This window comes from Pontibacter cellulosilyticus, assembly GCF_014306105.1.
Lineage (GTDB): Bacteria > Bacteroidota > Bacteroidia > Cytophagales > Hymenobacteraceae > Pontibacter > Pontibacter cellulosilyticus.
This window is the reverse complement of the sequence record NZ_JACRVF010000002.1, coordinates 365,180-390,985: the sequence shown is the minus strand read 5'-3', so window position 1 is coordinate 390,985 and position 25,806 is coordinate 365,180. Positions and strand designations below refer to the sequence as shown.

Annotated in this window: 22 protein-coding genes; 9 read left to right on the top strand and 13 right to left on the bottom strand. The window is 47.1% G+C overall.

Annotated features, from left to right (window positions below):
• The first annotated feature begins 332 nt into the window (after window positions 1–332).
• Complete coding sequence (locus H8S84_RS09390) at window positions 333–2,240, top strand: hypothetical protein (RefSeq protein ID WP_230407121.1); 1,908 nt, start codon at window positions 333–335, stop codon at window positions 2,238–2,240.
• Between the two features lie 91 nt (window positions 2,241–2,331).
• On the opposite strand, the gene H8S84_RS09385 is transcribed toward H8S84_RS09390, so the two are convergent.
• Window positions 2,332–3,207 carry an SDR family oxidoreductase gene (locus H8S84_RS09385; RefSeq protein WP_187067060.1) on the bottom strand — a complete coding sequence of 292 codons (876 nt, stop codon included), beginning with the start codon at window positions 3,205–3,207 and terminating at the stop codon, window positions 2,332–2,334.
• A 95-nt stretch (window positions 3,208–3,302) separates the two neighbouring features.
• A complete protein-coding gene (locus H8S84_RS09380) occupies window positions 3,303–4,151 on the bottom strand; it encodes a hypothetical protein (protein ID WP_187067059.1) in 849 nt (282 codons plus the stop codon).
• 171 nt (window positions 4,152–4,322) lie between these two features.
• Between H8S84_RS09380 and H8S84_RS09375 the strand changes: the two genes are divergently transcribed.
• Window positions 4,323–5,441: a toxin-antitoxin system YwqK family antitoxin gene (locus tag H8S84_RS09375; protein WP_187067058.1), complete on the top strand. Its 1,119-nt coding sequence runs from the start codon at window positions 4,323–4,325 to the stop codon at window positions 5,439–5,441.
• Here H8S84_RS09375 and H8S84_RS09370 read toward each other — a convergent pair.
• Window positions 5,438–9,394, bottom strand: a complete 3,957-nt coding sequence (locus tag H8S84_RS09370) for an AAA domain-containing protein (RefSeq protein WP_187067057.1) — start codon at window positions 9,392–9,394, stop codon at window positions 5,438–5,440. The two genes, H8S84_RS09375 and H8S84_RS09370, sit on opposite strands and share 4 nt — an antisense overlap.
• 152 nt (window positions 9,395–9,546) lie before the next feature.
• Between H8S84_RS09370 and H8S84_RS09365 the strand changes: the two genes are divergently transcribed.
• From H8S84_RS09365 to H8S84_RS09350, 4 genes are all read left to right on the top strand, one after another.
• A complete protein-coding gene (locus tag H8S84_RS09365) occupies window positions 9,547–10,845 on the top strand; it encodes a MutS-related protein (RefSeq protein WP_187067056.1) in 1,299 nt (432 codons plus the stop codon).
• A gap of 100 nt (window positions 10,846–10,945) precedes the next feature.
• Window positions 10,946–12,058 (top strand): alpha/beta hydrolase family protein, encoded by a 1,113-nt coding sequence (locus tag H8S84_RS09360; RefSeq protein WP_230407120.1) that lies wholly within the window; start codon window positions 10,946–10,948, stop codon window positions 12,056–12,058.
• A 12-nt stretch (window positions 12,059–12,070) separates the two neighbouring features.
• Window positions 12,071–12,538, top strand: coding sequence for an NUDIX hydrolase (locus H8S84_RS09355; protein ID WP_222621625.1), 468 nt, complete (start codon window positions 12,071–12,073; stop codon window positions 12,536–12,538).
• Window positions 12,539–12,626: 88 nt separating this feature from the next.
• A complete protein-coding gene (locus H8S84_RS09350) occupies window positions 12,627–13,460 on the top strand; it encodes a class I SAM-dependent methyltransferase (protein ID WP_187067055.1) in 834 nt (277 codons plus the stop codon).
• 65 nt (window positions 13,461–13,525) lie between these two features.
• On the opposite strand, the gene H8S84_RS09345 is transcribed toward H8S84_RS09350, so the two are convergent.
• The 5 genes from H8S84_RS09345 to H8S84_RS09325 form a co-directional block, all read right to left on the bottom strand.
• Window positions 13,526–14,479, bottom strand: a complete 954-nt coding sequence (locus H8S84_RS09345) for a ComEA family DNA-binding protein (protein ID WP_187067054.1) — start codon at window positions 14,477–14,479, stop codon at window positions 13,526–13,528.
• Window positions 14,480–14,484: 5 nt separating this feature from the next.
• On the bottom strand, window positions 14,485–14,646 hold the full coding sequence (locus H8S84_RS09340) for a hypothetical protein (RefSeq protein WP_187067053.1): 162 nt from the start codon (window positions 14,644–14,646) through the stop codon (window positions 14,485–14,487).
• A gap of 5 nt (window positions 14,647–14,651) precedes the next feature.
• Window positions 14,652–16,304: a sodium-dependent transporter gene (locus H8S84_RS09335; protein ID WP_187067052.1), complete on the bottom strand. Its 1,653-nt coding sequence runs from the start codon at window positions 16,302–16,304 to the stop codon at window positions 14,652–14,654.
• 171 nt (window positions 16,305–16,475) lie between these two features.
• Window positions 16,476–17,387, bottom strand: a complete 912-nt coding sequence (locus H8S84_RS09330) for an SDR family oxidoreductase (protein ID WP_187067051.1) — start codon at window positions 17,385–17,387, stop codon at window positions 16,476–16,478.
• A 2-nt stretch (window positions 17,388–17,389) separates the two neighbouring features.
• Window positions 17,390–18,040, bottom strand: coding sequence for a peptidylprolyl isomerase (locus H8S84_RS09325; protein ID WP_187067050.1), 651 nt, complete (start codon window positions 18,038–18,040; stop codon window positions 17,390–17,392).
• 266 nt (window positions 18,041–18,306) lie between these two features.
• Between H8S84_RS09325 and H8S84_RS09320 the strand changes: the two genes are divergently transcribed.
• Window positions 18,307–19,857 carry an alanine/glycine:cation symporter family protein gene (locus tag H8S84_RS09320; RefSeq protein ID WP_187067049.1) on the top strand — a complete coding sequence of 517 codons (1,551 nt, stop codon included), beginning with the start codon at window positions 18,307–18,309 and terminating at the stop codon, window positions 19,855–19,857.
• Window positions 19,858–20,079: 222 nt separating this feature from the next.
• On the opposite strand, the gene hemC is transcribed toward H8S84_RS09320, so the two are convergent.
• The 5 genes from hemC to H8S84_RS09295 form a co-directional block, all read right to left on the bottom strand.
• Complete coding sequence (gene hemC / locus H8S84_RS09315; protein ID WP_187067048.1) at window positions 20,080–21,033, bottom strand: hydroxymethylbilane synthase; 954 nt, start codon at window positions 21,031–21,033, stop codon at window positions 20,080–20,082.
• Window positions 21,034–21,136: 103 nt separating this feature from the next.
• Window positions 21,137–22,261: a DNA polymerase III subunit gene (locus H8S84_RS09310; RefSeq protein WP_187067047.1), complete on the bottom strand. Its 1,125-nt coding sequence runs from the start codon at window positions 22,259–22,261 to the stop codon at window positions 21,137–21,139.
• A 66-nt stretch (window positions 22,262–22,327) separates the two neighbouring features.
• Entirely contained in the window at window positions 22,328–23,536 is a 1,209-nt protein-coding gene (locus tag H8S84_RS09305) for a GlmU family protein (protein ID WP_187067046.1), read from the bottom strand.
• An 89-nt stretch (window positions 23,537–23,625) separates the two neighbouring features.
• Window positions 23,626–24,057, bottom strand: coding sequence for a hypothetical protein (locus tag H8S84_RS09300; RefSeq protein ID WP_187067045.1), 432 nt, complete (start codon window positions 24,055–24,057; stop codon window positions 23,626–23,628).
• Window positions 24,058–24,198: 141 nt separating this feature from the next.
• Entirely contained in the window at window positions 24,199–24,444 is a 246-nt protein-coding gene (locus tag H8S84_RS09295) for a type B 50S ribosomal protein L31 (protein ID WP_073853987.1), read from the bottom strand.
• 173 nt (window positions 24,445–24,617) lie between these two features.
• On the opposite strand from H8S84_RS09295, the gene H8S84_RS09290 reads away from it, so the two are divergent.
• Window positions 24,618–25,133 (top strand): phosphoribosyltransferase family protein, encoded by a 516-nt coding sequence (locus tag H8S84_RS09290; protein ID WP_187067044.1) that lies wholly within the window; start codon window positions 24,618–24,620, stop codon window positions 25,131–25,133.
• Window positions 25,134–25,187: 54 nt separating this feature from the next.
• Complete coding sequence (locus H8S84_RS09285) at window positions 25,188–25,769, top strand: non-canonical purine NTP diphosphatase (protein ID WP_187067043.1); 582 nt, start codon at window positions 25,188–25,190, stop codon at window positions 25,767–25,769.
• Window positions 25,770–25,806 lie beyond the last annotated feature (37 nt).

Here is a 25,806-nt window from a genome sequence, read left to right as displayed (position 1 = left end):
AAATATCAAACATAACATCATCAACCACTTACACAATTACATACACTCCTGGCGCGGCAACCTTTGGGTGTGCGCAGGATGAATAATATTATACTTTCAGTCTCCCTCTGATCACTGCTGCTGCACTACTGCTATACTTCAATATGGAAATAACCAAGTAACGCGGGGTTCGTATAGCTAAAACGTTCTGTTACATTAAAAAACGGCTTCATTACTAAATGTTTTGAAACCATTGCACCCACTAACAGAACCCATAGCTGCCACCTCTGTGGTTGCTTTGTAAAAGCGTTTAACAAACTTAATTTTTAACAATAAACAAGGAGATCAGAACTATGAAAGACACTGAGAAAAACCAAAGCTCGAACCAATCATCAAATATGTCGAGCGGATCGTCCAGTAACCCGTCGTCATCTTCATCATCAAATACATCATCAGGAAGCAGCAGCAGCGGTCTTACTTCATCCTCAGGCTCTGCCAGCGGCTCAACTTCTAAAGGAAGTAAAACATCAGGATCAACTTCTAAGTCTTCAACTACAAAGGCTAGCACTTCTAAATCAGCAAGCGGTAAATCATCCGGATCAACTTCTGGTAAATCTTCCGGTTCATCATCTGGTAAGTCATCTAAATCTTCTGGCAGTTCTTCTCAAGTAAGTGGCATGGGCGAAGGCTCAGACACTGGTAGCTATGGCTCTATGAGCAGCGGTTCTCAGCAAGACTTCCAGGGATCTAACCAAGGCAACTACGGTGGCCAGGGTGGTCAAGGTGGTTATGGCAGCCAGGGTGGCTACGGGTATGGATCACAGCATGGTAACTATGGTGGCCAGAGTGGCTACGGGTATCAGGGTGATTATGGCTCATCTTCACAAGGAGGAGGCATGAACCAGGGCTATGGCCAGCAAGGCGGATACGGAAGCGGCAGCCAAGGCATGAGCAGCGGCGGCTACGGCTCTTCTAACCAGGGTATGTCTGGCAGCAGCTATGGACAGGGTGGCTCTTATGGCTCATCATCGGGTGGCTATAACTATGGCAACCAAGGTGGCATGGAAGGCAACCGCACAAGATATCAGGATCAGGACTATGGTTCTTCTAGAGGAGGTATGCAAGGCGGATATCAGGATAGAGAAGGTGACAATATGGGCGGCCAAAGCTATGGAGGTTCACAAGGTGGATTCGGTATGCAGAGCGGCTCTTCTGGCCAAGGCGGCTACGGCAGCTATGATAGCGGCAGAGGCGGATACGAGCGCGGTGGCGGCTATGGCAGCCAGAGCCAGGGCTCTCAACGTTACGGTTCATCTCAGGGTGGTTACGGTACCATGAACGATCAAGGCGGCATGGGCGGTTACGGCCAGCGTGGCGGATCGTCTTCGCAAAGCTTCGGCGGTCAGGGCGGCTATGGTTCTTCTTCTCAAGGTGGATATGGCTCTTCTCAAGGTAGCTACGGCTCATCATCTCAGGGAGGTTATGGTTCAGGTTCATCAAGAGGCGGCAGCCAGGGATACCAGCAAAACTACGGACAGGGTGACTATGGCCAGCGTGGTAGTAACTACGGGCAGGGCGGCTACGGCTCATCATCAGGCTATAGCAGCGGTCAGCAAGGTTACGGTTCCAGCTCTACAGGCTCTGGTTCATCCAGAACAGGAATGCAGGGCGGTTACGGCGATAGAGATCGTTACGGCTCTATGGGCTATGGCTCATCAAGAGGCATGAGCGAGTACGATAGTGATGACCGTGGTTCACAAAGAGGCTGGGATTCTCAGAGCTCTATGCAGGGCGGTTATGGCAGCCAGGGCGGCTACGGCTCTCGAGGCGGCTCTTATAACGACGACTACCGTTCTAGCAGATATGGTTCTCAGGGCAGCGACTACGGACAGAGCAGCTATGGCGGTGGCTATAGTGGTGGTTCAGGCAGCTCTAGCGACCGCGACAGAGGCGGATACGGCGATAGCAACTATAGCCGTGGCATGAGTGGCGGATACGGATACGGCTCTGGCAGCTCTAGCGACAGAGGCGGATACAGCTCAGGTGGTTATGGCCAGGGAGGCCGAGGCGGCGATCAAAGCCGTTACGGTTCTATGGACAGCAGCACATCATACTACAGCGATAACCGTGGATCAAGCTCACGCGAAAACTACAGAGGCTATGGCAGCAGCGATTACGGCTCATCTTCTGGCTCTGACCAAGACAGAGACCGCTATGAAAGCCGCAGAAGTGATCGTTACCGTAACTTAGACAGAGACTAGTTATAGACTAACGCAATAATAAAAGGCCTCTCCATTATTTGGAGAGGCCTTTTTACTTTTATGCCTGTACTTGTTAGCTATACTTTCTGCACTACACAAAACATTGCTTGTAATCCTGCGCAAATTGCCTGAAAGAGTGTGGCTTTTTATCTGTTACAGCCTGTACCGAATCGAATACCTGGTTAGAATTTCCGGCTTTGTACACATCGTATAACTCCATCATAGCATCGGCCATCCAATCCGGGGTGCCATGTTCTGCCATACTTTTCCTGGCGGCATCCTCTGGCACATCTACAAATTCTACTTGTTTGCCGGTTACATCGCTTAGTATCTGAGCTGCCTCGCTGTTTGATATGGCTTCTGGGCCGGTGAGTTCGTAAACCTGTCCTTCGTGGCCTTCGCCGGTTAGCGCCTCCACTCCTACTGCGGCAATATCGCGCGCATCTATGTAGCTGATTTTAGCTTTGCCGGTAGGCATGTAGATTTTACCGTCGTGCTTTATACTTTCGGCATTGTAGTTCACAAAGTTCTGCATAAAGGAAGAGGGCCTCAGGAAAGTATAGGAAATGCCACTGTCTTCGATGTACTTTTCTATTTCGCGGTGCCAGCGACCAAGCTGTATACCTGGCTCCGCATCTGCCCCCATTGCCGACAGTTTTACAATGTGCTTTACTCCTTTTTTCTTTGCTTCGTCTACCAATGTTTTGGCCATATGCACCTGGTCTTTGGCAAAGGGAGTTATCAGGAACACTTTATCTACGTGAGTGAAAGCAGCATGCAGCGATTCCTGGTCTTCAAAATCCATTTCCACAATCTCCACGCCCGGCAGGCGTTTCAGGTTCTCGCCCTTTATGATGGAGTGCACACCGGCACGCACCCTGATATCGCCGTCTTGTACAGATAGCTGTTTCACTACCTCACAGCCAACGGTACCAGTGGCCCCGGTTACTAGTATTGTTGTATGCATAGTTTTATCTTGTTTTGGGTATATACTTATAGTACGGCTTTTTAACCATATATGATGGTATTTTCGCTGTTACAAGTACTGGTGAATGTATTTATTTACTGGGGTCTGAGTACAATCTTAAACAGTTTACCAGCCTCATTTGTTAGCAGCAGTTCCTGTGGCGAAGTATAAAGTATGGCCTCGGCCTGCCCGGTTCTGGCAAGGGGTATGCAGTAATGCTTGCCGCTAAAGTTTATACTTCCGTTCTCTACAGCAAACAAGTATAGTTTGCCATAGCCAAGTATAGCAAATTGCTTCTGATCTGGTGAGATATCGGCAGCAGTTGCCATAGTATTTACCGGTAGTTGCTCCCGCAATTTGGCTGTATAATTGCCGGGTGTGGCAGGCAATGTGTACAGCTTTAGTTTTTTGTTTTTGCCGCGGCTTTTCGTGAATAGGTACAGCGAATCCTGGTGGTAGAAAAATGCCTCCAGATCGAAGTGCAGGTTATTTTCTGCAGGTGGGAAAAACTCCTGATCCTCAAAAGAAAAACCTATAGTGCCGGTTAAAGTATGGTTTTGCCTATTGATCTTATAAATGCGCAGGTCCCTTCGGTTGTTCGCATTGTTGCCAAAATCGCCGACGTACAGGTGCTCATCATCCTCTGCAAGGTCTTCCCAGTCAGCGTTTTGTAGCTGTGGTAAAAGCATGGAGTCCAGTAATGCTCCTTTTTTGCTAATGTTGTAAAGTATGGCAGGATTTTCTCCGTCGGGGTGCGTAATTAGGGTGCTATCAGTTGCATGAGCAAGGCCAGAGCTTTCCCGTACACGTGCATCCATCTTGCCAACCCGTTCGAGCTTATACTTGAACGAAGGTTTTTCGAAGCCACTGTTGCGCCTGTCGGGGCCGCAGCCGCAAAGGGAAGTTTGCAGATAAATGTACAGGGTAAAGAGTTTGAAGAGCATACATAAAGGATTTGCACCAACAATATACTTTATACTTTTTGCTTTACATGGCTAAAGGTCCGCACTGTTTTTCTTATAAAGACCAAAAGTTTTAGATGGAGAAAAAATAAGTAACAGCACATCAATTTTTTGATTTTATTTGCACCCCGATTTTAGTTTGACAGTCACCCTATGAGAACAACTTTACTTACAGCCATATTCGTGGCGCTACTTTTTTCTAACTGCCTGGCTCAGGTTCCCTCCGACCGCAGAATTACCATGTCTAATTATGGAGCTGACAGCCTGCACATCCCCCTTAACGATGAATATGCCATTATTGAGGACAGTTGCGCCCGTATAGTACGCCATGTACGCTTTAACAGGGAAAAAGCTGTTTTCTATGGCAACTTTGCCGACCACAGCAAATCAGATCCCGCACTTATACTTTCCCAGGGAAGCTATACTAAAGATGGCCTTAAAACCGGATTGTTTACAATTTATTACACCAACGGAAAATTACGGGCCCAAGGAAATTACACAGAAAACGAGTTTGACGGCACCTGGAATCTATACTATGAAACAGGCGCCCCCAAGCTCACCTTTAAAGCAGTTGATGGAGAGATAAGTATAATCAATGCCTGGGATGCAGATGGCACACAAACTGTAAAAGAAGGCATTGGCAAATACACTAACAAAGGTGCTTTTATCACCTGGAGTGGTCAAATCCTGAACGGTAAACCAGAAGGCACATGGACTGCTGTAAACACTACAGACAGAAGCAAGAAAGCCATCAACATCGAACGATTTAAGGACGGAGAGTTTAAAAGAGGTACTAGCCCAATTGGCCCTTACACAAATGCCCCTCGAGTATCGCTGCTAAACTCTAACGATTTCCCTTACATAAATGCTGAGAGAATGGTTATCTCTTCTTACAAGTGCGAGGCTAAGCCAAAAGGAGTGAAGGTTGTGGGCGCACAGTTTCGCAACGGCATTCCTGCTTACAGCGAGGAGATAAAGCTGAAATTGAGCGGCTACTTAAGTACTATTGACCTAAAATCTTATGAGAATGAGTTAACAATTAATGCAGAGGTGGCTGAGGATGGTAGGCTGATCAATTTCACATATAGCAATGCATTTAATGAACGTATTGCTTCTGGTATTGTAAGGTCGTTGCGGAGCCTGCCTGCTTTAGAGCCGGCTCTTGTTAACGGTGAGCCTGTTAGGCAGAAGTTCGAAATTAAATTTAAATTTCATGCTGGCATATACCAGTTCAACTACCGCTTTCTACCCATTCCTCTGAAAAATATTTAAAGCTGCTGTGCTGTAACATTCTCCTGTTGCCTTTTTAGCTGCTGCAGCACTGCCTGGGGGTTTTCCCAGAATTGCCTGCTGTATACTTTAACGTATGGCCAGTGGCGCATCTTTAGCAGTTGAGGCACATCAGCGTGCAGGTGCCGGATCGTTTGGTGGTTATAGTATAAATCATCATCCGTCAGTACTACTCCCTTAAACGTGTTGTTATCGGTAAATGTAAGGTCGGCAAAAGGCACCTCAGGTTGCAGGTTTGGCACCTGCGCTGCCAGCTGCTCTTTTAGCAACGGCACGTGCCCCGGCATGTACTCTTGTTTAGGCTGATACTGGAAATACCTCCTGCTAACCTGCTGCGCGTAGTGCAGGTAATCTTTTAATAGCTTGGGTCCCGGGTGCAGCGTACCTTCTACCTGTAGTTGTTCGGCCCTGATGCTGCTTACCACCAGCACCTGCTGCCGTGCACGGGTAATAGCTACATTTAGCCTGTTCTCGCCGCCAGCCTGGTTCAGGCTGCCAAACTGCATGTTCAGCTTACCTTTGGCATCCGGTGCGTAACCAACCGAAAGTATAATTACCTCCTTCTCATCACCCTGAATGTTCTCAATATTTTTAACCAGTACAGAAGCCGGAATTGGTATACTTTGCTCCAGCGCTTTCTCCTCCAGCAGGTCCTGCACCAGCATTTGTTGGGCGTAATTAAAGGTGATCACGCCAATCTCTTCCTGCCCAGCCTTTAACAGTTCCAGCACCAGTTCCACTACTTTCTCGGCCTCTGGTATATTCTGGTTATCCTGCCACAGCCCATGCACCTTTACAAACTGAATAGCCGGTTGCCTGTCGTTCAGGTCGTGAAGCTCTGGTATAAGCTCCAGTTTGTGGCGGTAAAAGTAGCGGTTCGAAAATTCTATTAACTCTGGATAGCGGCTGCGGTAGTGCTGCGTAAGCATAGTTTGCGGCAAGTATAAACCACACAACTGCAGCAAAGATTCAGCAGACAGTTCTTCGACTTCATCATCGTCTGAGGTGCTCCAGCGGGCACGGTACAAGTCGGATGGTTTTAGCTGCTGCTGGTCTCCGGCTACTACTACTTGCTTGCCGCGCAGCATGGCAGGTATACCAGTTTCAGCATAGCATTGCGAGGCTTCGTCAAAAATCACCACATCAAAACAAGCCTCCAGCGGAAAAACCGCCGACACCGTTTCCGGCGAGGCCAGCCAGCACGGCATAAGGTCTAATATCTCAGCAGAGAATAATGATAATAATTTGCGCAGCGGATACAGACTGCGCTTCTTGCTAACCTGTGCGTGCAGCCTACGGTAGGTAACGGGGTTGCCCAGTCGGTTTAGCTCAATGTTTTTGTACGTCTGCTCCCGTAACCGCGACAGCACGATCTCCTGGCTTAGCTGCTGCTTTTCCTGCAGTAGCCGCTGCAGGTCTTCCTCCAACTTGGTAAGGCCGCCATTGCTTGGCAGGCGCAGCTCCGGGTGCAACCCTTCGAGGTGGTGCAACCAAGCCAGGTACAAACTGTTTAGGAACAGCTTCTCTCCTTCTTCACCTGATTTTATACTTTCTGCAAGCAACAGACCTGCTGCTTCGCGGTGCGGTTGTGTCAGCTCCTCCTTCAGGGCATCAAAAGCTACCAGTTCTTCAAAGTATAAAGGCAGGGCCTGCAGCAGTTCTTCGGCAAAGCTTTCTTCGATCAACAGTCGCTTCACCTGCTTCTCCGTCAGCCACACCAGCCAATTTTTCTGCTTCTCGTCCAGCTGCAATACGCTTATTTTAAGCTCCTGCAGGTGCTCAGGTAGGTTAACCTCTTTCAGCAGTTTCTCGTGGAGTATTTTATTCTGATGCAGCTTATGTAGTTGCTGATGCGCCTCCAGTGCCTGTTCTATTACCGCCAGCTTTTGCAGTACAGGCGTAGGGTTATCTTCAATACTTAAGTTATACTTTATACTTGTGTTGATAGCCTTTATCAGCGATTCGGCCTGCTGCCTTAGTGCCAGCCTGCGCTGCAGTTCGCCAACGCCAACAGCATCCAGTTCCAGTTTATACTTTGCCAGCGCCTGTTTCAAGATGTTCTTCTCGTTAGAAAACTGCCAGCCTATGCTTTTAAACAGGTTGCCTTGCTGTGCCTCATACTTTGCAATGGCAGCTTTTACAGCAGTTACATCTGCGGCAGGAATGGCAGCATCCGGAGCCGGGCAAACCAAGTATAAGCTCTTCAGTTCCTGCACTTGTTTTGCAAGCTCCTTTAAACTTACCGGCTTTTGCAGCAGTACATCAACCACCTCGTGCACACCATTTTGCAGCAGCAGCTCGTGTACCTGGTTTATACTTTCAGTGATGTTCGCAGGCAAGGCATTCAGTTCAAATTCAAACCCGCTTTGCTCTTTTATACTTTGCTGCAGCGTACCGTACTCATCCTGCACAGATTTTATACTTTGCTCGAGTTGCTGCCGCTGCGGCCAGCCGTAGCCTTTCATACTTCGCCTGTCGCGCCATACAAAATCGGGACCCTCAAATTTGATAGCCTGCTCCAGGTACTGCCGCAGACGTGGCTGAAAAGTGGCTACCGTATCTGCTGTAAAGTTTTTGTAAAGCCCCTTTAGGTCTATGTGCGGTTGCTGCAGGCTGCTGAGCAAGTATAACTCTTTTGCCGACCAGCCACAGCCGCTGGTATCGAACAGGGCCTTTTTAAAATTCTCGAGCTGCTCTGTATTTTTATTGATGCCCCGGCTTACCTCCAGAAAAGTGCGGTCGGTGTAGATGCTATTGAGCGCCAGGTTCTGCTTTTTATACTCGTCGAGTTGCTCTACCTGGTGCAGCAGCTGGTTAAACAAGGCTTTTCGGTCGGCGTTAATGTCGTGCACCAAACCGGCAAAAGTACCTAGCCCCTGCTGCGACAAACGCTGGTGCACCACATCAAGTGCGGCTCTCTTCTGGCTTACGACCAATACCTTTTTGCCACGTGCAGTAAAATCCGATACCAGATTACAGATCAGTTGCGATTTGCCCGTGCCCGGCGGCCCCTGCACTACCAGCGATTTACCCTGCTTTACGGCCTGCAGCGCCGCCTCCTGCGAGGCATCCATGGCAAATGCTGTAAAGGTCTGCTGCGCCGGGGCATGACTGTTTATACTTTCAAAAGGCGATGCAAAAAGGTCTTCCATCTGCTGCAGGTCGTCGCGCTCCAGCAAGGTATCGTAATCGTTAAGCAAGTAGGAACCGGCCTGCGGAAAAATACCGATCACTGCCTCCGGCTCCAGGTGCAGCTGCCCGTCTTTCAGGTGTGTTTCGTAGTCGGCTTTTTTGTAGTCGCGGAACGGTTTGAGCTTATCGGCAAAGAATTCACGGCCAGCATTAATGGCCAGTTGATGGTCTTTTAACAGTTCGTATATTTTAGTGCGGAACTCCAGCGGTTGTTGCGGCAGTGTGCTCAGGTCCAGCTCGGTTAGTTCTTCGGCCAGCGGCGTGCCCATGTAGTGGGCGTAGGCCAGCAAAAAACTTTGGTTAAACTGCGGCTGCTGCGATGTGTCCGGCACCATCTCCCACTCCTGCGCTGCGTTTACCTGCAAAGCCACCGGAAAGAAGAGCAAGGGGCAACGAACCGGCGTACCATCCGAGAATTTACCGTGCACAAAAGGCCATCCCAAGTATAACTCACGGCTGCCGCGCTCTTCAAAAATCATTTCTGCCTTCCGCTTTATGTAGCGCAATCTGCGGCTAACAGGTGCCACCGGGGCATAGCGGCTATCGGTATAAGGGCCAAGTGTAATTTTCTTTTTACCACTCAGCAATTTGTTTAGCACCTCAAAGGCAGGCTCTCCGCTCAAAAAGTCCAGCGCCTCCACATCCACGTGCAGCTCCTGGTACAGGCGCAGCAGTAGCAAAGCCCTGTTTCCAGTGCCCAGGTTAAGTAGCCTGCGTCTGTAATTCTTGAGGATGTTTTTCATTGTGCCTGTCACCGTTAACGAAGAAACGCCAGCGGTAGTGTTTGCCTTAAGCAAGTTAGCAGGAAAAGGTTTGAGTTGGAAGCGGATTTAGAGAAGGTATCACTATCTTGAGTTAATAAACAGCTTCGCCACCAATAAACCGCTTCTGCTTTATGCTGAAAGTACACGATCTGAACCTTAAAAACGATATCCTGCCCTTGTTTAACTATACTTATAGCACAGAGGCAGAAGATCTTCTGAGGCAGTTCATCAGCAAGCCGCTCAATAGCGTTGACGAAATCTACAACCGGCAGCAAGAGATCAAAGCCTTTGTTCAAAACTGGAAGGTGCTTGAGTCTTTTACTTACCAACGGCTGGATTACAGAGAGGCAATGTATTTTCTGAATGAAGTAGCCTCAAACAAGATCGTACTGGAGACGCAGCAGCTAAAGGCCTTTATAAGACTCACCTTCAACTATGGGCAGCGGCAACAGCTCATATCAAAGTGCATCCAGGTAATTAATTTCCTACATAGGTTAAACAGCCGCTATTTCTCGGGGTTAAGTATAGCTGCCTTCCCTGCCAGCTTTCAAAAGCACCTGCAGGTGATCAACGCCTTCATCCATAAACTGGAGATGGAAAAGCAGGCCGGGCTTGTAGCACAGCAGCAGTTTACCCTAAAGGCTACCATACAGTTTAGCCAGAAATTAAACGCCCTTACGCAGCACGAAACCACTTCCTTCTGGACCAGCCTGGCTACCTTCGAGGCTTATTTTTCCATCACCAAAGGTATTCTTACGCATCATTTTGCCTTTCCAGTTTTTGCTGAAGATGCTTTTGAGCTTAAGCAGTTCTACCACCCAAGTCTTAAAAAACCGGTTAAGAACGACCTGTGTTTAGCCTCAACAGATAACGTGATACTGCTTACAGGACCTAACATGTCGGGCAAATCTACCCTGTTGCGGGCGGTAAGCCTGTGTGTTTACTTGGCACACCTTGGCCTTGCTGTGCCAGCTGCTAGTGCTGTACTACCATACTTCGATACCGTTGCCGTTGCTATTAACACCAACGATAGCCTGCAGGACGGCTACAGCCATTTTATGGCAGAAATCATAAACCTGAAAAGCGTAGTGCAGGAAGCAAACAGCGGCAAAAGCTGCTTTGCCGTATTCGACGAACTTTTTAGAGGCACTAACACAGACGATGCCCTGGACATTACAACCACTACCATTAATGGCCTAGCCAAGTATAACAGGTGCTACTTCATCATCTCTACTCATCTGTTGCACTTAAAATCCGCTACAGAAATACCCGGTGTTAAGCAATTTAGCATTGCATGTGAACTGCAGGAAAACCTGCCTGTTTTTACCTACCGCCTGCAGGAGGGTTGGTCTGATCTGAAGATCGGGCGGATTTTATTTGAGAAAGAGGGCATCCCAGAATTGCTGGAGCGGATACAATTAACTGGCTGATTTTCGTTATAGGCTATTAAAATGATGTAACTTTTTATTCCTTTGCAAGTTCATTTATAACCTGCACAGAAAGGTGCCTAGGCTGTTTATCTATTTAAAAATGATACTGTTTTCCTTCATAAAGTATAAAAAGCCTTTCCCTTTGGCGTTTTTGCTACTAGCGCTCACGCTTTTTTCGTCCTGCCGCAAAGAGAGACAGGAGAAACCGGTGGAGCGCATGGGTCAGTATTCTACCTCTAAAAAGTATCCATCTAAATTTGCTGATGAAAGCCTGAGCAAATGGCAGAAAGAAGTTCCTGGTATAAAAAAAGTAAATATCAAATCTACAGCAGATGGTAACGAGCAGCCTGCTTTATTTTATACTTCTGAGACTATCGGCAAAAGGCCATTACTAGTGATGCTGCATAGCTGGAGCAGCGAATACCTGCAGGAGGTAAGTATACCCTTTGCGCAATGGTCCATGGAATACGACTGGGCCTTTATTCATCCCAATTACCGTGGCAAGTTTAACAAACCGGAGGCTATGGCCTCTGACCTGGCTATTCAGGATATAGTTGATGCCGTGAATTATGCAAAGCAGCACGCTGAAATAGACGAATCGCGCATATACATTCTTGGCTCCTCAGGTGGTGCTATGACAGCTTTGGTGGCAGCCGGCCGCCACCCTGAGTTGTGGGCTGGCGTGGTAGCCTGGGTACCTGTTTATGACTTGGTAGACTGGTATGCCTTTAGTCAATATTACCCCCACCGCGACTATAACCGCCATGTAGTTACAGCTTGTGGTGGTGAGCCTTTACCCGGAACACCTGCCGCTGAAGAGTGTCTGCGCCGAAGCCCGGTCACTTATATCAACAACGTCAAAGGCATACCTGTTTTTCTGGCGGCTGGCATAGAAGATGTGCTTGTTCCGGTTAGCCATACCCTCAGAGCATTTAATGCTCTTGCACAACCCTCCGACACTATTTCGCAGGAGCATATGCGTTATATCGACAAAGAGCAGGAACTACCGCAAGAGTTAGAGGGTACATCGGATGGCGTTAAGTATTTTGGAGGCTCTGACCCTAGTGTGGTATATACACGCCAATCAGGTGATGTACGGCTGGTATTGTTTGAGGGGGTGCACGACATGGCATATAGTCCCGGATTGCTTTGGCTAAACGAACAACGGAAAAGTATAGACACCACTTCTACCACCCCGGCAGCCAAAAAATAAATCTTCCTTGTTATGCCTGACACCAGTCCTAAACCCAAGCTTCCTGTTGTAGACCAGGTGTCATCCGGAGGAGTGGCTTTCAGAAAAACTGAGTTAGGCACAGAGATAGCATTGATCTCTGTTGGCAAGCCTGCACGCTGGCAACTGCCAAAAGGCATCGTTGATCCAGGAGAGACACCAGAAACAACTGCCGTGCGGGAGGTGCAGGAAGAGACCGGCATCAGTACAGAACTCCTCCAAAAGATTGACACTATAGAATATTGGTATGTAGGCAATAAGGGGCAGCAGCGGGTGCGGTTTCATAAATTTGTGCACTTCTTCCTGCTTCTGTATACTTCCGGTGATATTGAAAAGCACGATTGGGAAGTAAATGAGGCACGCTGGGTAAGTATAAAAGAGGCGGAGCAACTACTGGCATTCAAAAGCGAAAAACAAATGGTTGCCACTGCCAGGGAAATGATAGATACTTTGCACTCTTAGCCTTACATCAGCTCATAAAATAGATTTATACCTCCGCTACCAACTTCTAAAGCAGTATCTTTACAACTTGCAAAACGATACATTACTTATGGCACAGACAGAACCATCGGAAGAAAAGTACTTGCACGGTTACTCTGAAGAAGAGCAACAGCGACTCTACAAGCAGGCACGCTTCATGGAGAATAAGATTTATTCAGATATCGATTTCTCTACTGTATCCAACCTGTTAGAGGTAGGCTGCGGTGTGGGTGCCCAAAGTGAGATTTTGTTACGCCGCTTCCCACACATTCACTTAACCGGTCTCGACTACTCTGAGAAGCAAATTAAGCAGGCAGAAAGTTACCTCTCGGCTATACCTTATGCCACGAACCGCTACACGTTGCTGCAAGGCAATGCCATGGATATGAACTTCGATTCACAGGCGCAGTTCGATGGAGCGTTTTTGTGCTGGGTGCTGGAGCATATACCGGAGCCGGCCAGGGTGCTATCGGAGGTGCGGCGTGTGCTAAAGCCGGGCAGCCCTATTGTGATAACAGAGGTACTTAACTCCAGCTTTTTTGTAGAGCCTTACTCGCCCAGTGTGCTGCAATACTGGATGCGCTTTAACGACCTGCAGTACGATATGAGCGGTGATCCGTTTGTGGGTGCTAAACTAGGTAATTTGCTGCAGTCGGTAGGGTATCAGCGCATTACTACAGAGCCTAAAACTTACCACCTCGACAACCGGAATCCGGCCAAGCGCGCCGAGATGATCAGTTTCTGGACGGAGTTACTCCTGAGTGGCTTACCTCAATTACTGGAGGCTGGCTATGTTGATGCTGAACTGGCAGATAAAGTGCGTGAGGAAATGCGGATAGTAGCCAAAAGCCCAAATGCTGTGTTCTTTTATACTTTTATGCAGGCAAAAGCTTATACTTCTTAAGATATTATTCTCGTAATCAGGATTTGCAGGATTATAGGATGAACCCAGTAATGCTAAGATAACCACTACACTTCTAGGTATGGCTTTAGCTTCTCGAACTGCTCTGCCGTTATCACCTTTATATTTTTGATCTCCTCTGCCTGCTGATAAGACCCATGTTGCTCCCGATAAGCCACAATAAGCCGTGCCATATTCGGTGTAATGTAAGGGTGCGCACGCAGTTCATCTACTGTAGCATTGTTTAGGTTCAGCTTTTGCGGTGCATTGACTTTAGGGACAAAGGTGTACTTCTCCAGGCTATCTACCACATTGGGCGGCAGTCCATACACCTCTTTCAGCTGAGCCACATTATGGAAACCTCCTAAGCTGTTCCGGTACTTCACAATTCTGGCCGAGAGTTTACTTCCAATACCTCTGATCTGCTTTAATTGTGTGGTATCGGCAGTATTTATGTTGAAGGGAGCAAGTATAAACTTTTCGCGTGGCTTACGGTCATTGTTCCAGTCCGGGTAAGGAGTTGGCCTGTTATTACTGGCGTAGCTCTGGTTGCGCTTATACTTTTCCGGCTGCTCTACCGGCAGCTGGATGTACGGGTATAGCTGCTGAAAAACAGAATCCGGTAATCCATAGATCCTGCCTAGCTCTGCCTTATAAGTAAAGTCGCCAATCTTTTTGCGGTAATTGAGGATGCGCTGCGCCATGTAAGGAGGCATACCTAACTGCTGCCAACCTTCTGCAGTTAGCTGGTTCGGGTTAAAGGACTGCAGTTGATGGGGTATATTGTATAATTGCCTGCGCTTCGGCCCCTCCGGCTGCTTTGCCTCCAGTTGCGCTACCAAGCTATCTAAAATTTGCCTGTCGGCAGCTGTATTTATACTTGTGTCTGAAGTATAAAGCCTGTTAAAAAGAAATGGTGCTGCCGTAAGCAGCACCATTATGGTTATCAGCCACAAGAATCCGTTTACCTCGCGCTGCGAAAAGCCAAAGTATCGCCGGATTAAGTGTCTGAGTTTATTCATTTGTATTAAGGTAACGGTTCCTGACGGCCTGGCTCGTCATCGTTATCCAGATACGAATCTGGCTCAGGTTTGGGTGGCGTATTCATCACCCTCCAGAAGAAGTATAGCATCAGAGCAGTTACGGTGCCCAATGTTAGCAGCATGACAATAATTGCAGATGTATTCATATTTCTTAAATTCTTCCTTCTCTAACTCGTTTTTTGTAAGCAATGTACACCAGCAAGGCAATGCTTAGCCATACCACAACCAGCAGTATGCGCGAACCGTTCACGAACATAAGCGTATCCTGCAATTGGTTAACTGTAGCCGGATCTGTGGCAGCAGCAATTTTAGCCTTCAAATCACTGTTTGCGATCTTCTTGATAATAGAGCTATCGTCCAACACCCAGTCGCCGGCAATAGCCTTACCCCAGTCACCGCCTTTTGGTGTGAAAAGTGAGCCTAAGAATACCCACAGAAGCAGCAGTGGCGTGATAAACTTAATGATGAACTTATAAATGCCCGGCACTTTGATATCAGAACCAGATATAATTTCTCTCCAGCCTTTGTTAATGCCAAACACCCACGCAAAAAGTATAGACTCTAGCAAGGCAAACACTACCAGCGATACTGTTCCGGCCCAGTAGTCATACTCGTCGAACACGCCGTAGTTGAAGAACAACACGGTTGGCATACCAAGTATAAGTACGATCAAACCAAATGACCAGGCAGCTGGTTTACGTTTCCAGTTAAACTCGTCTTGTAAGAAACCAATCCAAGGAGTACCCATGGCTAGAGAAGATGTAATACCAGCAAAGAATAACAAGCCAAACCACATCATACCCGAGATGGCTCCCAGCACATCTCCCCACTGGTAAAACAGGTAAGGCAATGTTCTAAAGCCAAGGCCAAGACCACCACTCTGTACAAGCTCTGTTACGCGATCAATGCCTAAGTAACCGATAGAGATTGGGATAAGGATAGCACCACCCAATACAACCTCTACGAATTCGTTCATCCAACCAGCTGACATGGCGTTAAGGGCAATATCATCTTTAGAGCGAACATAAGAGGCGTAGCAATGCACAGTACCCATACCCACAGAAAGGGTAAAGAAAATCTGACCGGCAGCAGCTAACCATACGCTTGGCGACCATAGTTTATCGTACTGCGGCGTCCAGAGGAAGTTAAGACCTACCGTGCTGTCGTTGATAGCGCCGTTCTCGCCTGCAGTGATTGTAAAGCCTTTATAAGCCAGGAAAATACCGAACAAGATAAGCATCGGCATACCTATTTTAGCTACTCTCTCAATACCTTTTGCTAAGCCTTGAGACAGAATCCAAGTGTTAAGCAGCAAGCAGATCAGGAAGAACACGATTGGCTCGTATGGTATACCAAAAGTAGACTCGCCAAGGCTAACATACTCGATAAAGAATGCAGCTACGCCATCTTGGTCCATACCGCTAAAGGTACCGGCCAGCGAGTGGAACACATATGAAAGCGTCCAGGACTCCAGGTAGCAATAGTAAGCGGCAACTGCAATGTTTGTCCAGATTCCGAATACACCGATGTATTTCCAAAGGCGGTTACGGCCCATGGTATCCACAATAAACGGTGTGGAGTGGTGTCCGAATTTACCCCCGAAACGGCCCATAGACCACTCAATCCATAAAAGCGGAATACCCATCACTAAAAAGCACACCAGGTAAGGTATGATGAAGGCGCCACCACCGTTTTGTACTGCCTGCACCGGAAACCTGAGGAAGTTACCGAGACCAACAGCATTACCGGCCATAGCCAGAATGAGACCCACACGTGAGCCCCACGATTCTTTGTTAGCACTCATAAAATAAGGTAGAAGTGTTTAGTTTTAGTTTAGTTGGTTTTAAGATTAGGTCGTTTTAAGCTGAAATTTAAGGAAACAAATTCAACAAAGCCTAACACAAGCGCATTAAAAATCAGATATTTTTAATATTGGCTCGTGTTAGGCTCCTGAAATTGTGTTCTGACAGAGATCTTAAAGTATGTCCTCGGCTTGCTCTGCCACCATCTGGATCCCCTGCATAAAGGTATGGGGCTGGTAACCAAGGTCTCTTTGTGCTTTGCTGATGTCGAAACCGGTACGCGGCGGACGTTTGGCAGGCTGTGTAAATGTGGATGCATCCGCTTTGTCTATCAGCGATTTATCCAACGCAAAATAATCGGCTACCTGCAGGGCCATATCATAAGGGGTTAGCATCTCACTGCCGGAAATATTGTAGATTCCCTCAGCGTCGTGTTTAACAGCCAGCCAGCAACCCATGGCTAAATCCTCGGCCAGTGTTGGGGTTCTGAACTGGTCGTTTACAACCTTAATTACCTTTCCAGATTGTAGGCTATCACGCACCCACAGCACAATGTTGGTGCGGCCGTAGTCGTGGGCAACGCCAAAAACCAGCACCGTACGAAGTATGGCCCATTTGCATTTAGCCTGCTTCACCACTTCCTCTGCCATCAGTTTGGTTTCGCCGTAGAAGTTCACTGGGTTTGCCTCGGCTTCTTCGCTGTAAGGTCCGTCTTCCCCGTCAAAAATAAAGTCGGTTGATACATGAACCAGGTGCACATTATACTTTTCGCAGGCATCCACCAGGTACTGCACCGCATCACGGTTTAGCTTTACAGCCCCTTCGCGGTCGGTTTCGCATTGGTCTACATTGGTCATGGCGGCCGTATGAACAATGTGCGTTGGCCTGAATTCGCTTACCACCTGCTCTACCTGCTGTGGGTCTGTTACATCCATACTTCTAAATGGCAGTGTTGGCAGCACTTCAGCCAGTTTGTTATCGCCGCGGCTGGTTGCCAGCAACTCTACATCTGTTCTGGGTAAAATTAATTCTGCCAGCTTCTGTCCCAGCAGGCCGTTAGATCCTGTAATAAGTACTCTTTTCATCTCTATTTTTTCTGCAGCGACTGTGTAGCGTAGTCGTAGTTATACTTTTTGGCAATCTTTTTCTTCTTCACGTCCTCTACCTTCACCTTCATTTTCACGTCTGACAGCGGTCTGTCGCGCTCGCCTTTCGGCACCTCTGCAATTTTATCCACCACATCCAGCCCATCAACAACTTGCCCGAACACGGTGTAGGCCTCGTCGAGCATTGGCGTGCCGTCGTGGTTCTCAACAATGTAAAACTGAGACCCGCTGGAGGCACGCTCTGGGTTTACCTGGTCTCCCATTCTGGCTGCTGCCACGGCACCACGCACATGCTTATGAGCAGGATTAATTTCGGCAGGTATAGTATAGCCGGGGTTACCGGAGCCGTCGTTGCGTGGGTTATCGTCTTTGGTATTTGGGTCTCCGCCCTGTATCATGAAACCGTCTATCACTCTATGAAAGGTGGTGCCATCATAAAACCCTTCTTTGGCAAGCTTCAGGAAGTTCTCCTTGTGCTTTGGCGTATCATCGAACAGCACCAGCTTTATTTCGCCCTGCGGTGTTTCTATCGTTACTAATTTATCTTTGCCTTTCGGCTTTTGCGCCATTGCCCCCATAGGCACTACTATGGCCAGCCCTGCGACCAAAACAAGGTTCTTAAGCAGCTTCATACTTGTTATGTATTGGTTTAGATGATCATTTACTATAACGCTACAATCTGCAGCATTCAAATTTAAAGGTTTTTAGCTCGTATTTATACTTTGCATGCAATTTATACCTGCCTTGAGTAGAAACTGATCTCCTTACTTATTCATTAGAACCATTGTATTATTAGAACTTCTTGCTGTACCCTCAGATGCAATTGAGCTGTAAATTTCATACTTCCCCCTAAAAATGCTATATTCAAGCAAACTGACTAATCAACCTAAACTTATTAATGAAAAGAATCCTACTTACTGCAGGGCTCTGTTTAGCGTCGCTTAGCAGTCTTATGGCACGTGCGCCAGAGGCTTCTATCGATGAGCAAATAGATGCCGCTGTTGGTCCCGCAGCACAATTCATCTCCGACATTATCTTTTATGAAGTAACACTAACAGACACCATAGGCATCCCGCTTATACTTGTGTGGCTTTTGCTGGGTGCAGCTTTCTTTACTGTATACCTGGGCTTTATAAATGTACGTGGCTTTAAGCATGCGCTGGATATTGTGCGTGGCAAGTATAACCAACCCGGTGCTCCCGGCGAGGTTTCGCACTTCCAGGCACTGACGGCAGCCGTATCTGGCACGGTTGGCCTTGGTAATATTGCCGGTGTGGCTATTGCTATATCGCTGGGCGGCCCTGGTGCTACTTTCTGGATGATCATAGCTGGTTTGCTGGGCATGTCGTCTAAATTCGTATCGTGCACACTGGGTGTAAAGTATAGAGATGTGCATGCCGATGGCACTGTGTCGGGTGGACCGATGCATTACCTGAACAAAGGTTTGAGCGAGCGTGGCATGAAAGGACTAGGTAAGTTTCTGGCTGCCTTTTTTGCTGTAATGTGTATTGGCGGGGCTATTGGGGCTGGCAACATGTTCCAGATAAACCAGGCCACACAGCAGTTCATAGCAGTAACCGGTGGTGCCGAAGGCTCATTTTTTGGTGGAGGTAATGCCTGGATGTTCGGCCTGATCATCGCGGTGCTGGTGGGCCTGGTTATAATTGGCGGTATGAAAAGCATTGCCAAAGTAACCGAGAAAGTGGTACCGTTTATGTGCGGCATTTACATCTTGGCGGCCCTTATTGTTCTGGCGGTTAATTTAACAAACATACCGGCTGCTTTTGTAGCTATTTTTGAAGGAGCATTCTCTGGTAGCGCCGTTGCAGGCGGCCTGGTGGGTGTTATGATACAGGGCCTGAGACGTGGGGTGTTCTCTAACGAAGCAGGTATAGGCTCTGCTTCTATCGCACACTCCGCTGTTAAAACCAATGTACCCGTAACCGAAGGCTTTGTAGCCTCCCTGGAGCCTTTCATCGATACTGTTATAGTTTGTACCATGACGGCCCTGGTAATTGTAGTAACAGGTGCATATACCCAGGAAACTGGTGATGGTATCGCCCTTACCTCCACTGCTTTCTCCACGGTCATCGACTGGTTCCCGTTAGTATTGGCGGCAGCTGTTATACTTTTCGCTTTCTCTACTATGATCACCTGGTCATACTACGGCCTTAAATCCTGGACATACCTGTTTGGCCACAACAAGGCTTCTGACATCAGCTTTAAGGTTTTATTCTGTGCTTTTGTTGTATTGGGTGCACCTATTCAACTAGGAAGTGTGGTCGCTTTCTCGGATGCTATGCTGTTTGCTATGAGTATACCGAACATGGTTGGTTTATACTTACTGGCTCCAGTAGTGAAGCGTGAGATGCAGGCTTTCCTTGCTTACGCCCAATCAACCAAAAAGCAGCCTTTGACCAAAAAAGCTGTGGAGGCCGCGCAGGTGTAGTGGAATTATGAATGATGAATTAGGGATTATGAATTAGCATTTTGTCATTTCGAGCATGCCTGAGACGAGAGTCGAAAGGGACCTGCGTAGCAGTGAGAAATCTGGAGCATTTGTAATCTTATTCAGATTTCTCACTGCGTTCGAAATGACAAAAGACAAAATCAGAAGGCCCGCTCTTATAAGTTAAGAGCGGGCCTTCTGATTTACTATAACTTTATACTTCTATATCTCGCTGCGTTCGCGTTTTATACTTGACAGGATTTCTTCGCCACCACTGCGAAGTGTATCATTTGCGAGTTGCACGCCAATCGCCTCAGCTTCTTCAGTAGGGGCAGTCATGGTTTGTTGCAGCAGGGTTTTACCATCCAGGCTAACAATACCACCAGTTATACTTACACCTTCATCAGTTAAAGTAGCCAAAGCAAAAGATGGAATGCTGCAACCGCCTTCCATGGTTCTCAGGAAAGCGCGCTCTGCCACCAGGCACACATGCGTATCAGGGTGGTCCAGTGCGTTTTTAATGGCGGCTTTCAGTTCAGGCTCCAGATTCTTTGCACACTCAACGGCCACACTGCCTTGTCCGGCAGCCGGCACAAATTCATCCTCCGGAAAAGTATGCACGATCAGGTTATCGTAGCCCATGCGGTAAACGCCTGCAAAGGCCAGCATCAGGGCATCGAACTGCTTCTCTTCCAGCTTACGCAGGCGTGTCTGCAAATTACCTCTCGACTCGGCCGTAGTAACGTTCGGGTAGTGTTTCTTTAGTAATGCCTTACGGCGAGTAGATGATGTACCAATTACCGCAGTGCTGTCACGTTCCAGCTTAAAATCAGGATCAAAGGAAAGTATAACGTCGTTTACTTTTTCACGCTCCATAAAGGCCACCAGCTCCAGGTCATCCGGAATAGTAGACTGCACATCCTTAGCACTGTGCACGGCAATATCTATACTTCCATCGCGCAGGCTAATTTCCAGTTCTTCCGTAAATACGCCCTTAGAGCCTATTTTATCCAGCGAACGGTCCAGCACCTGGTCACCTTTGGTGCTGATAATCACCAGTTCTGTGTGTAAGCCTGCTGCCTGTAGCTTTTCTGCCACATGCTCTGCCTGCCACAAAGCCAGCTTGCTGCCTCGTGTTCCGATTCGTATTACTTTATCTTTTATGTTTTCCTGCATAAAACTCTTTTTGTCAACGTGCCCATGCTTAGGCACTTTTCAAACTTATAAGGCTAAACTGTTAATTCTGTTATAGCCAAATCAACAACTTAGCCTTTAACAATTAATTTCCTCTCAGATATCCCGCAATCTGGATAGAGCTATCCACAAACACCATTTTAGGATTGGCATTACGCTCAATATGGTAATGTGCCTGGTTTAGTTCTTCTGTTAATTGCGCAGCGTTTGCACCTGTAATCACTTTCGAGAACTTCTGTACGAAATCCAGCTCTGCGGGAGGCAGATATGTTACCAGACCTGCATCCATACCATACAACATCACTTTCCGGAAAAGATTAAGCGCGTAGAGTAAAAAGTTCTTCTGGTTCTCGCGGCCCAGCGTCTGAAACTTGTCACTCATGTCTATCATCTCAGCAAACTTATAGCTGTAGCAGTTACGCATCCAATCGGTAAAAAAGCTGAAATAGTCGCTGCTGATCTCGGATGTTAACTTGGCGGCGGCATTTAAGTTGCCCTCGGCTAACTGGGCCACCTGGTAAGCCACGTCAGTGTTTGTGTTATACTTTTCCTGAAGATACTGTATTACCTCCTGCTCCGTAAAATTGCGCACCTGCAAGATCTGGGTGCGGGATGTGATGGTTACCAGCAGCTTTTCTGATGCCTGCGCCACCAGCAGGAATAGCGTTTTAGCAGGCGGCTCCTCCAGCAGCTTCAGCAGTGCGTTTGCAGCGGCAGAGTGCATCAGCTCCGGCAACCAGATCACCACAATTTTATAGTCTCCCTCAAAAGCTTTCAGCGACACCAGCTTTACCAGTTGGCGGCTTTCTTCTTTCGAGATAATACCTTGCTTATTTTCTGCACCGATATGCTGCATCCAGTCATTCAGACCCTGGTAGGGGCTGGCTAGCACAAACTCCCGCCATTCATTCATGAACCTGCTGCTCAGCGCATCCTTACTCACCGATTTGGTAGTGGTAACCGGCATAACAAAGTTGAAGTCCGGGTGCACCAGCTTGTTCATTTTCACGCAGCTGGCACATGTTCCACATGAATCATTGGGCTGCTTGTCTTCGCAGTTAATATAGGTGGCATAGGCCAAAGCCAAAGCTAAATTAGCGCTTCCCTCCTGCCCCAGAAACAACTGGGCATGCGCCACATGGTTCTGCTGCACCGACTTCAGCAACAGCTGCTTCGCCTCCTGATGACCTATGATCTGTGAAAACTGCACTTTAAGGAATTACGAATTAAAAATTATGAATTATAAATGGGGTAAACTCAGAGATTCAATCAGCAACTAAGCTTTCTTATCCCACACGCGGTACTGCTGCGTATCTTCAAATACTTTTTTCAGGATGTCTTTCTCCTGATCATTAAAGTGTATGTTGCGGCGTTCCATTACTTTGTCGGCTACTTCGTAAGCTTTGCGCAGGGCAAAAGTTTCGAAGCCAGCTGCACCACCCCAGCTAAACGAAGGTATGAAATTACGCGGAAACCCTGGCCCGAAGATATTGGCACTTACTCCTACTACCGTGCCCGTATTAAACATCGTATTAATACCGCACTTGCTGTGATCGCCCATAATAAGACCGCAGAACTGCTGCCCCGTATTCTTGAAACCGCCTTTGGCGTAATTCCAGATTTTAACCTCTGCGTAGTTGTTTTTAAGATTGGAGGTGTTCGTATCTGCTCCGATGTTTATCCACTCGCCTAATACAGAGTTACCCAGGTAGCCTTCGTGACCTTTGTTGGTGTATCCGAAAATTACTGATGCTGCCACTTCGCCGCCTATTTTGCAATACGGGCCAATGCTTACGTCGCCGCGCATTTTGCCGCCTACGTTTACATTGCTGCCCTCACCCAACGAAAATGGCCCTTTTATCACGGCGCCTTCGTGTATTTGCGAGTTCTTGCCAAGGTAAATCGGGCCATTTTCAGCGTTAAGTATGGCTGCACGAATTTTCACACCCTCTTCTATAAAGATGTTCTCTTCGTTATAAACGATGGTGTGCTTATCATTTACAGGCTGGCTTTGGCGCCCTGCAGTAATCACTTCATAGTCCTTTCGAATCTGCTCCCCGTTAAGCAGAAAGATGTCCCATAGTTCACGCACCATGTGGTGCTCTACATCGCAATTGTTCTTCTTAGAAGAAGACGCCTCCACCATTTCGGAAATAGAGTGAAGCTCCAGGTTATCGCCGTTAAAAGCCAGCAGCGTATCGTCGCAGTAGAGTGCCTCTCCTATTTTAAGTTTTTTTATTTCAGCAAGTATGGCTTCGTTTGGCAGCAGAGTGCCATTTACGTAAATATTTTCATGGCTTTGGTTTATGCTATACTTCTCCTGCAGATAGGTTTCTGTTAAGAAGGACACTGTTGCCCCTGCGTGTTGCTCCCATTTCTGGGTTATCGTAAGTATACCCACTCTTATTTCGGAGACAGGACGGGTAAAAGTCAGGGGCAAAAGATTTTGCCTGATCACTGGATCACAGAAGAGAATAATATTCATAGTTACAAAAATAAAAAAGTCTTCCCGATATAGCTCAGGAAGACCCGTTTTATTACGCCTAAACTTTGGCTAAAATGAAATAATTAAGCCTACCATTCCACCTCAATACTTTTTACTGTTTCATCTTCCGGAAATGGTTGAGTACCGCCATACCCAAACCCACCTACTCTAGCCCCACTTCCAATATCAACCCACTCATCTTCGACTATCACATTTGAAATCTTTTTGTTTATGGTTATCGGATTTGATTCAAGAGGTAGCTCCTTCAGCTTTTTATAAAAGGTAGTATCGAACACTACAGTGCTTTCAAGTGTCTTTTTATTTCTTCGACGGATCGAAAGGTATATTCTTACCTCATCATCAGCTTGGTAGCTTTTGCTGTAATCTTTAGAGGCAAATACTTTAAATTCCACAGTTTTATCTACTGCAATTGGCTTTGGCGCCACCTCATCTTTTTTACCGCATGAAGCAAGCGCGGCAAGTGCAGCAATAGCACACGTAAGGGTAAGTTTTGTTTTCATAGCATTGGATTTATCTGGTTAAAACTATATATGGTTTTTGCTTTAGCATAAACCGGACCAAATACAGGCAGCTATAAAACAAAAAAGCCTTCCATGTATTGGAAAGCTTTCTGTTGAAACGTTTTAACCGGGTGAAACCGCTTATTTTTTCTTGTAACGCGTGTTGAATTTCTCCACGCGACCAGCAGTATCCACGAAAATATTTTTACCAGTATAGAAAGGGTGAGAAGCAGAAGAAACTTCCACTTTGATTACTGGATACTCTTTTCCGTCTTCCATCGTAATAGTTTCGTCAGAAGTCATAGTGGAACGAGTGATAAATTTGAAATCACTTGTCATATCCTGAAAAACCACCTGTCTGTACTCTGGGTGAATGCCTTTTTTCATTATTATAAACGTTAATTAACCTTAATTTCTGAATCGGACTGCAAATTTAACAAGAATTTTGTAAAGTAGAATGCTATTCGCTAAATTATTTTACACTCTCCTTAAATGCTGTAACTGATAGGATTATCTTTCTAAATTTGCCTTAGCGCTAAACCAAAACCTGCATCAAAACCATGACACCACAGACACAGCACCAGAGCCTGATACTGGACCAGAGCCAGATAGAGCAGAAAATTACACGCATGGCTTACGAAATGTATGAGCAGAACTTTGAGGAGCAGGAACTTGTGCTGGCAGGCATCTATCAGAACGGCTATACGTTGGCTCAAAAGCTGGCGGCAAAACTGGAAAGCATATCGCCTATAAAAGTACAGTTGCTGCAGGTGCGCATAGACAAAACTGCTCCACTAGAGGCCCCTGTTACGTTATCGCCGGAAGGTGTAACGATTGAGGATAAAAATGTGGTACTGGTAGACGACGTGCTGAACACCGGCAAAACATTGGCCTATACTTTAAATAAACTGCTCCCCCAGAACCCCAAAAAAGTAGAAGTAGCCACACTCGTGGATAGGCACCACCCACTCTATCCGGTTGCAGCCACCTATACCGGTTACTCCCTGGCTACAACATTACAGGAACGCGTGGAGGTGGTATTGACAGAAAGTGAGATAGCAGCATATTTAGTTTGAGTAAACACTAATACATCAACTATTTAAGAATTCAGTTATTCAACATTTAAATCCATGAAAAAAATCTGCTTCGCCACCAACAACAAACATAAAATAGCCGAAGTGAGCCAGATGCTGGAAGGCAAGTATGAACTGGTGAGCCTGGAGGAGATCGGCTGCCATGAAGAACTACCTGAGGAGCAGGACACCATGGAGGGTAACTCACGCCAAAAGGCACAGTATGTGTGGCAAAAATACAACATCAGCTGTTTTGCCGACGATAGTGGACTGGAAGTTGATGCCCTTAACGGTGCACCCGGTGTATACTCTGCCCGCTATGCCGGCCCCCAGCGCTCCGATAACGACAACATAAACCTGCTGCTGCAAAACCTGAAGGGCAACGAGAACAGAAAAGCAAACTTCAGAACCAGCATCACACTTATACTCAATGGGGAAGAGCACCAGTTTGAAGGCACCGTAGACGGAAGTATAACCCACGACTGGAAAGGCAACAAAGGCTTTGGTTACGACCCTGTATTCAGGCCGGATGGCTATGAGCAGACATTTGCCGAAATGAGTCCAGAACAGAAGAACGCCATCAGTCACCGAGGCCGCGCCGTGCGCAAACTGGTCGATTTCCTGAGAACAAACGGGTAAAGTATAAATTTATTCCGCTGCCTTTGGTCTTGTTCTG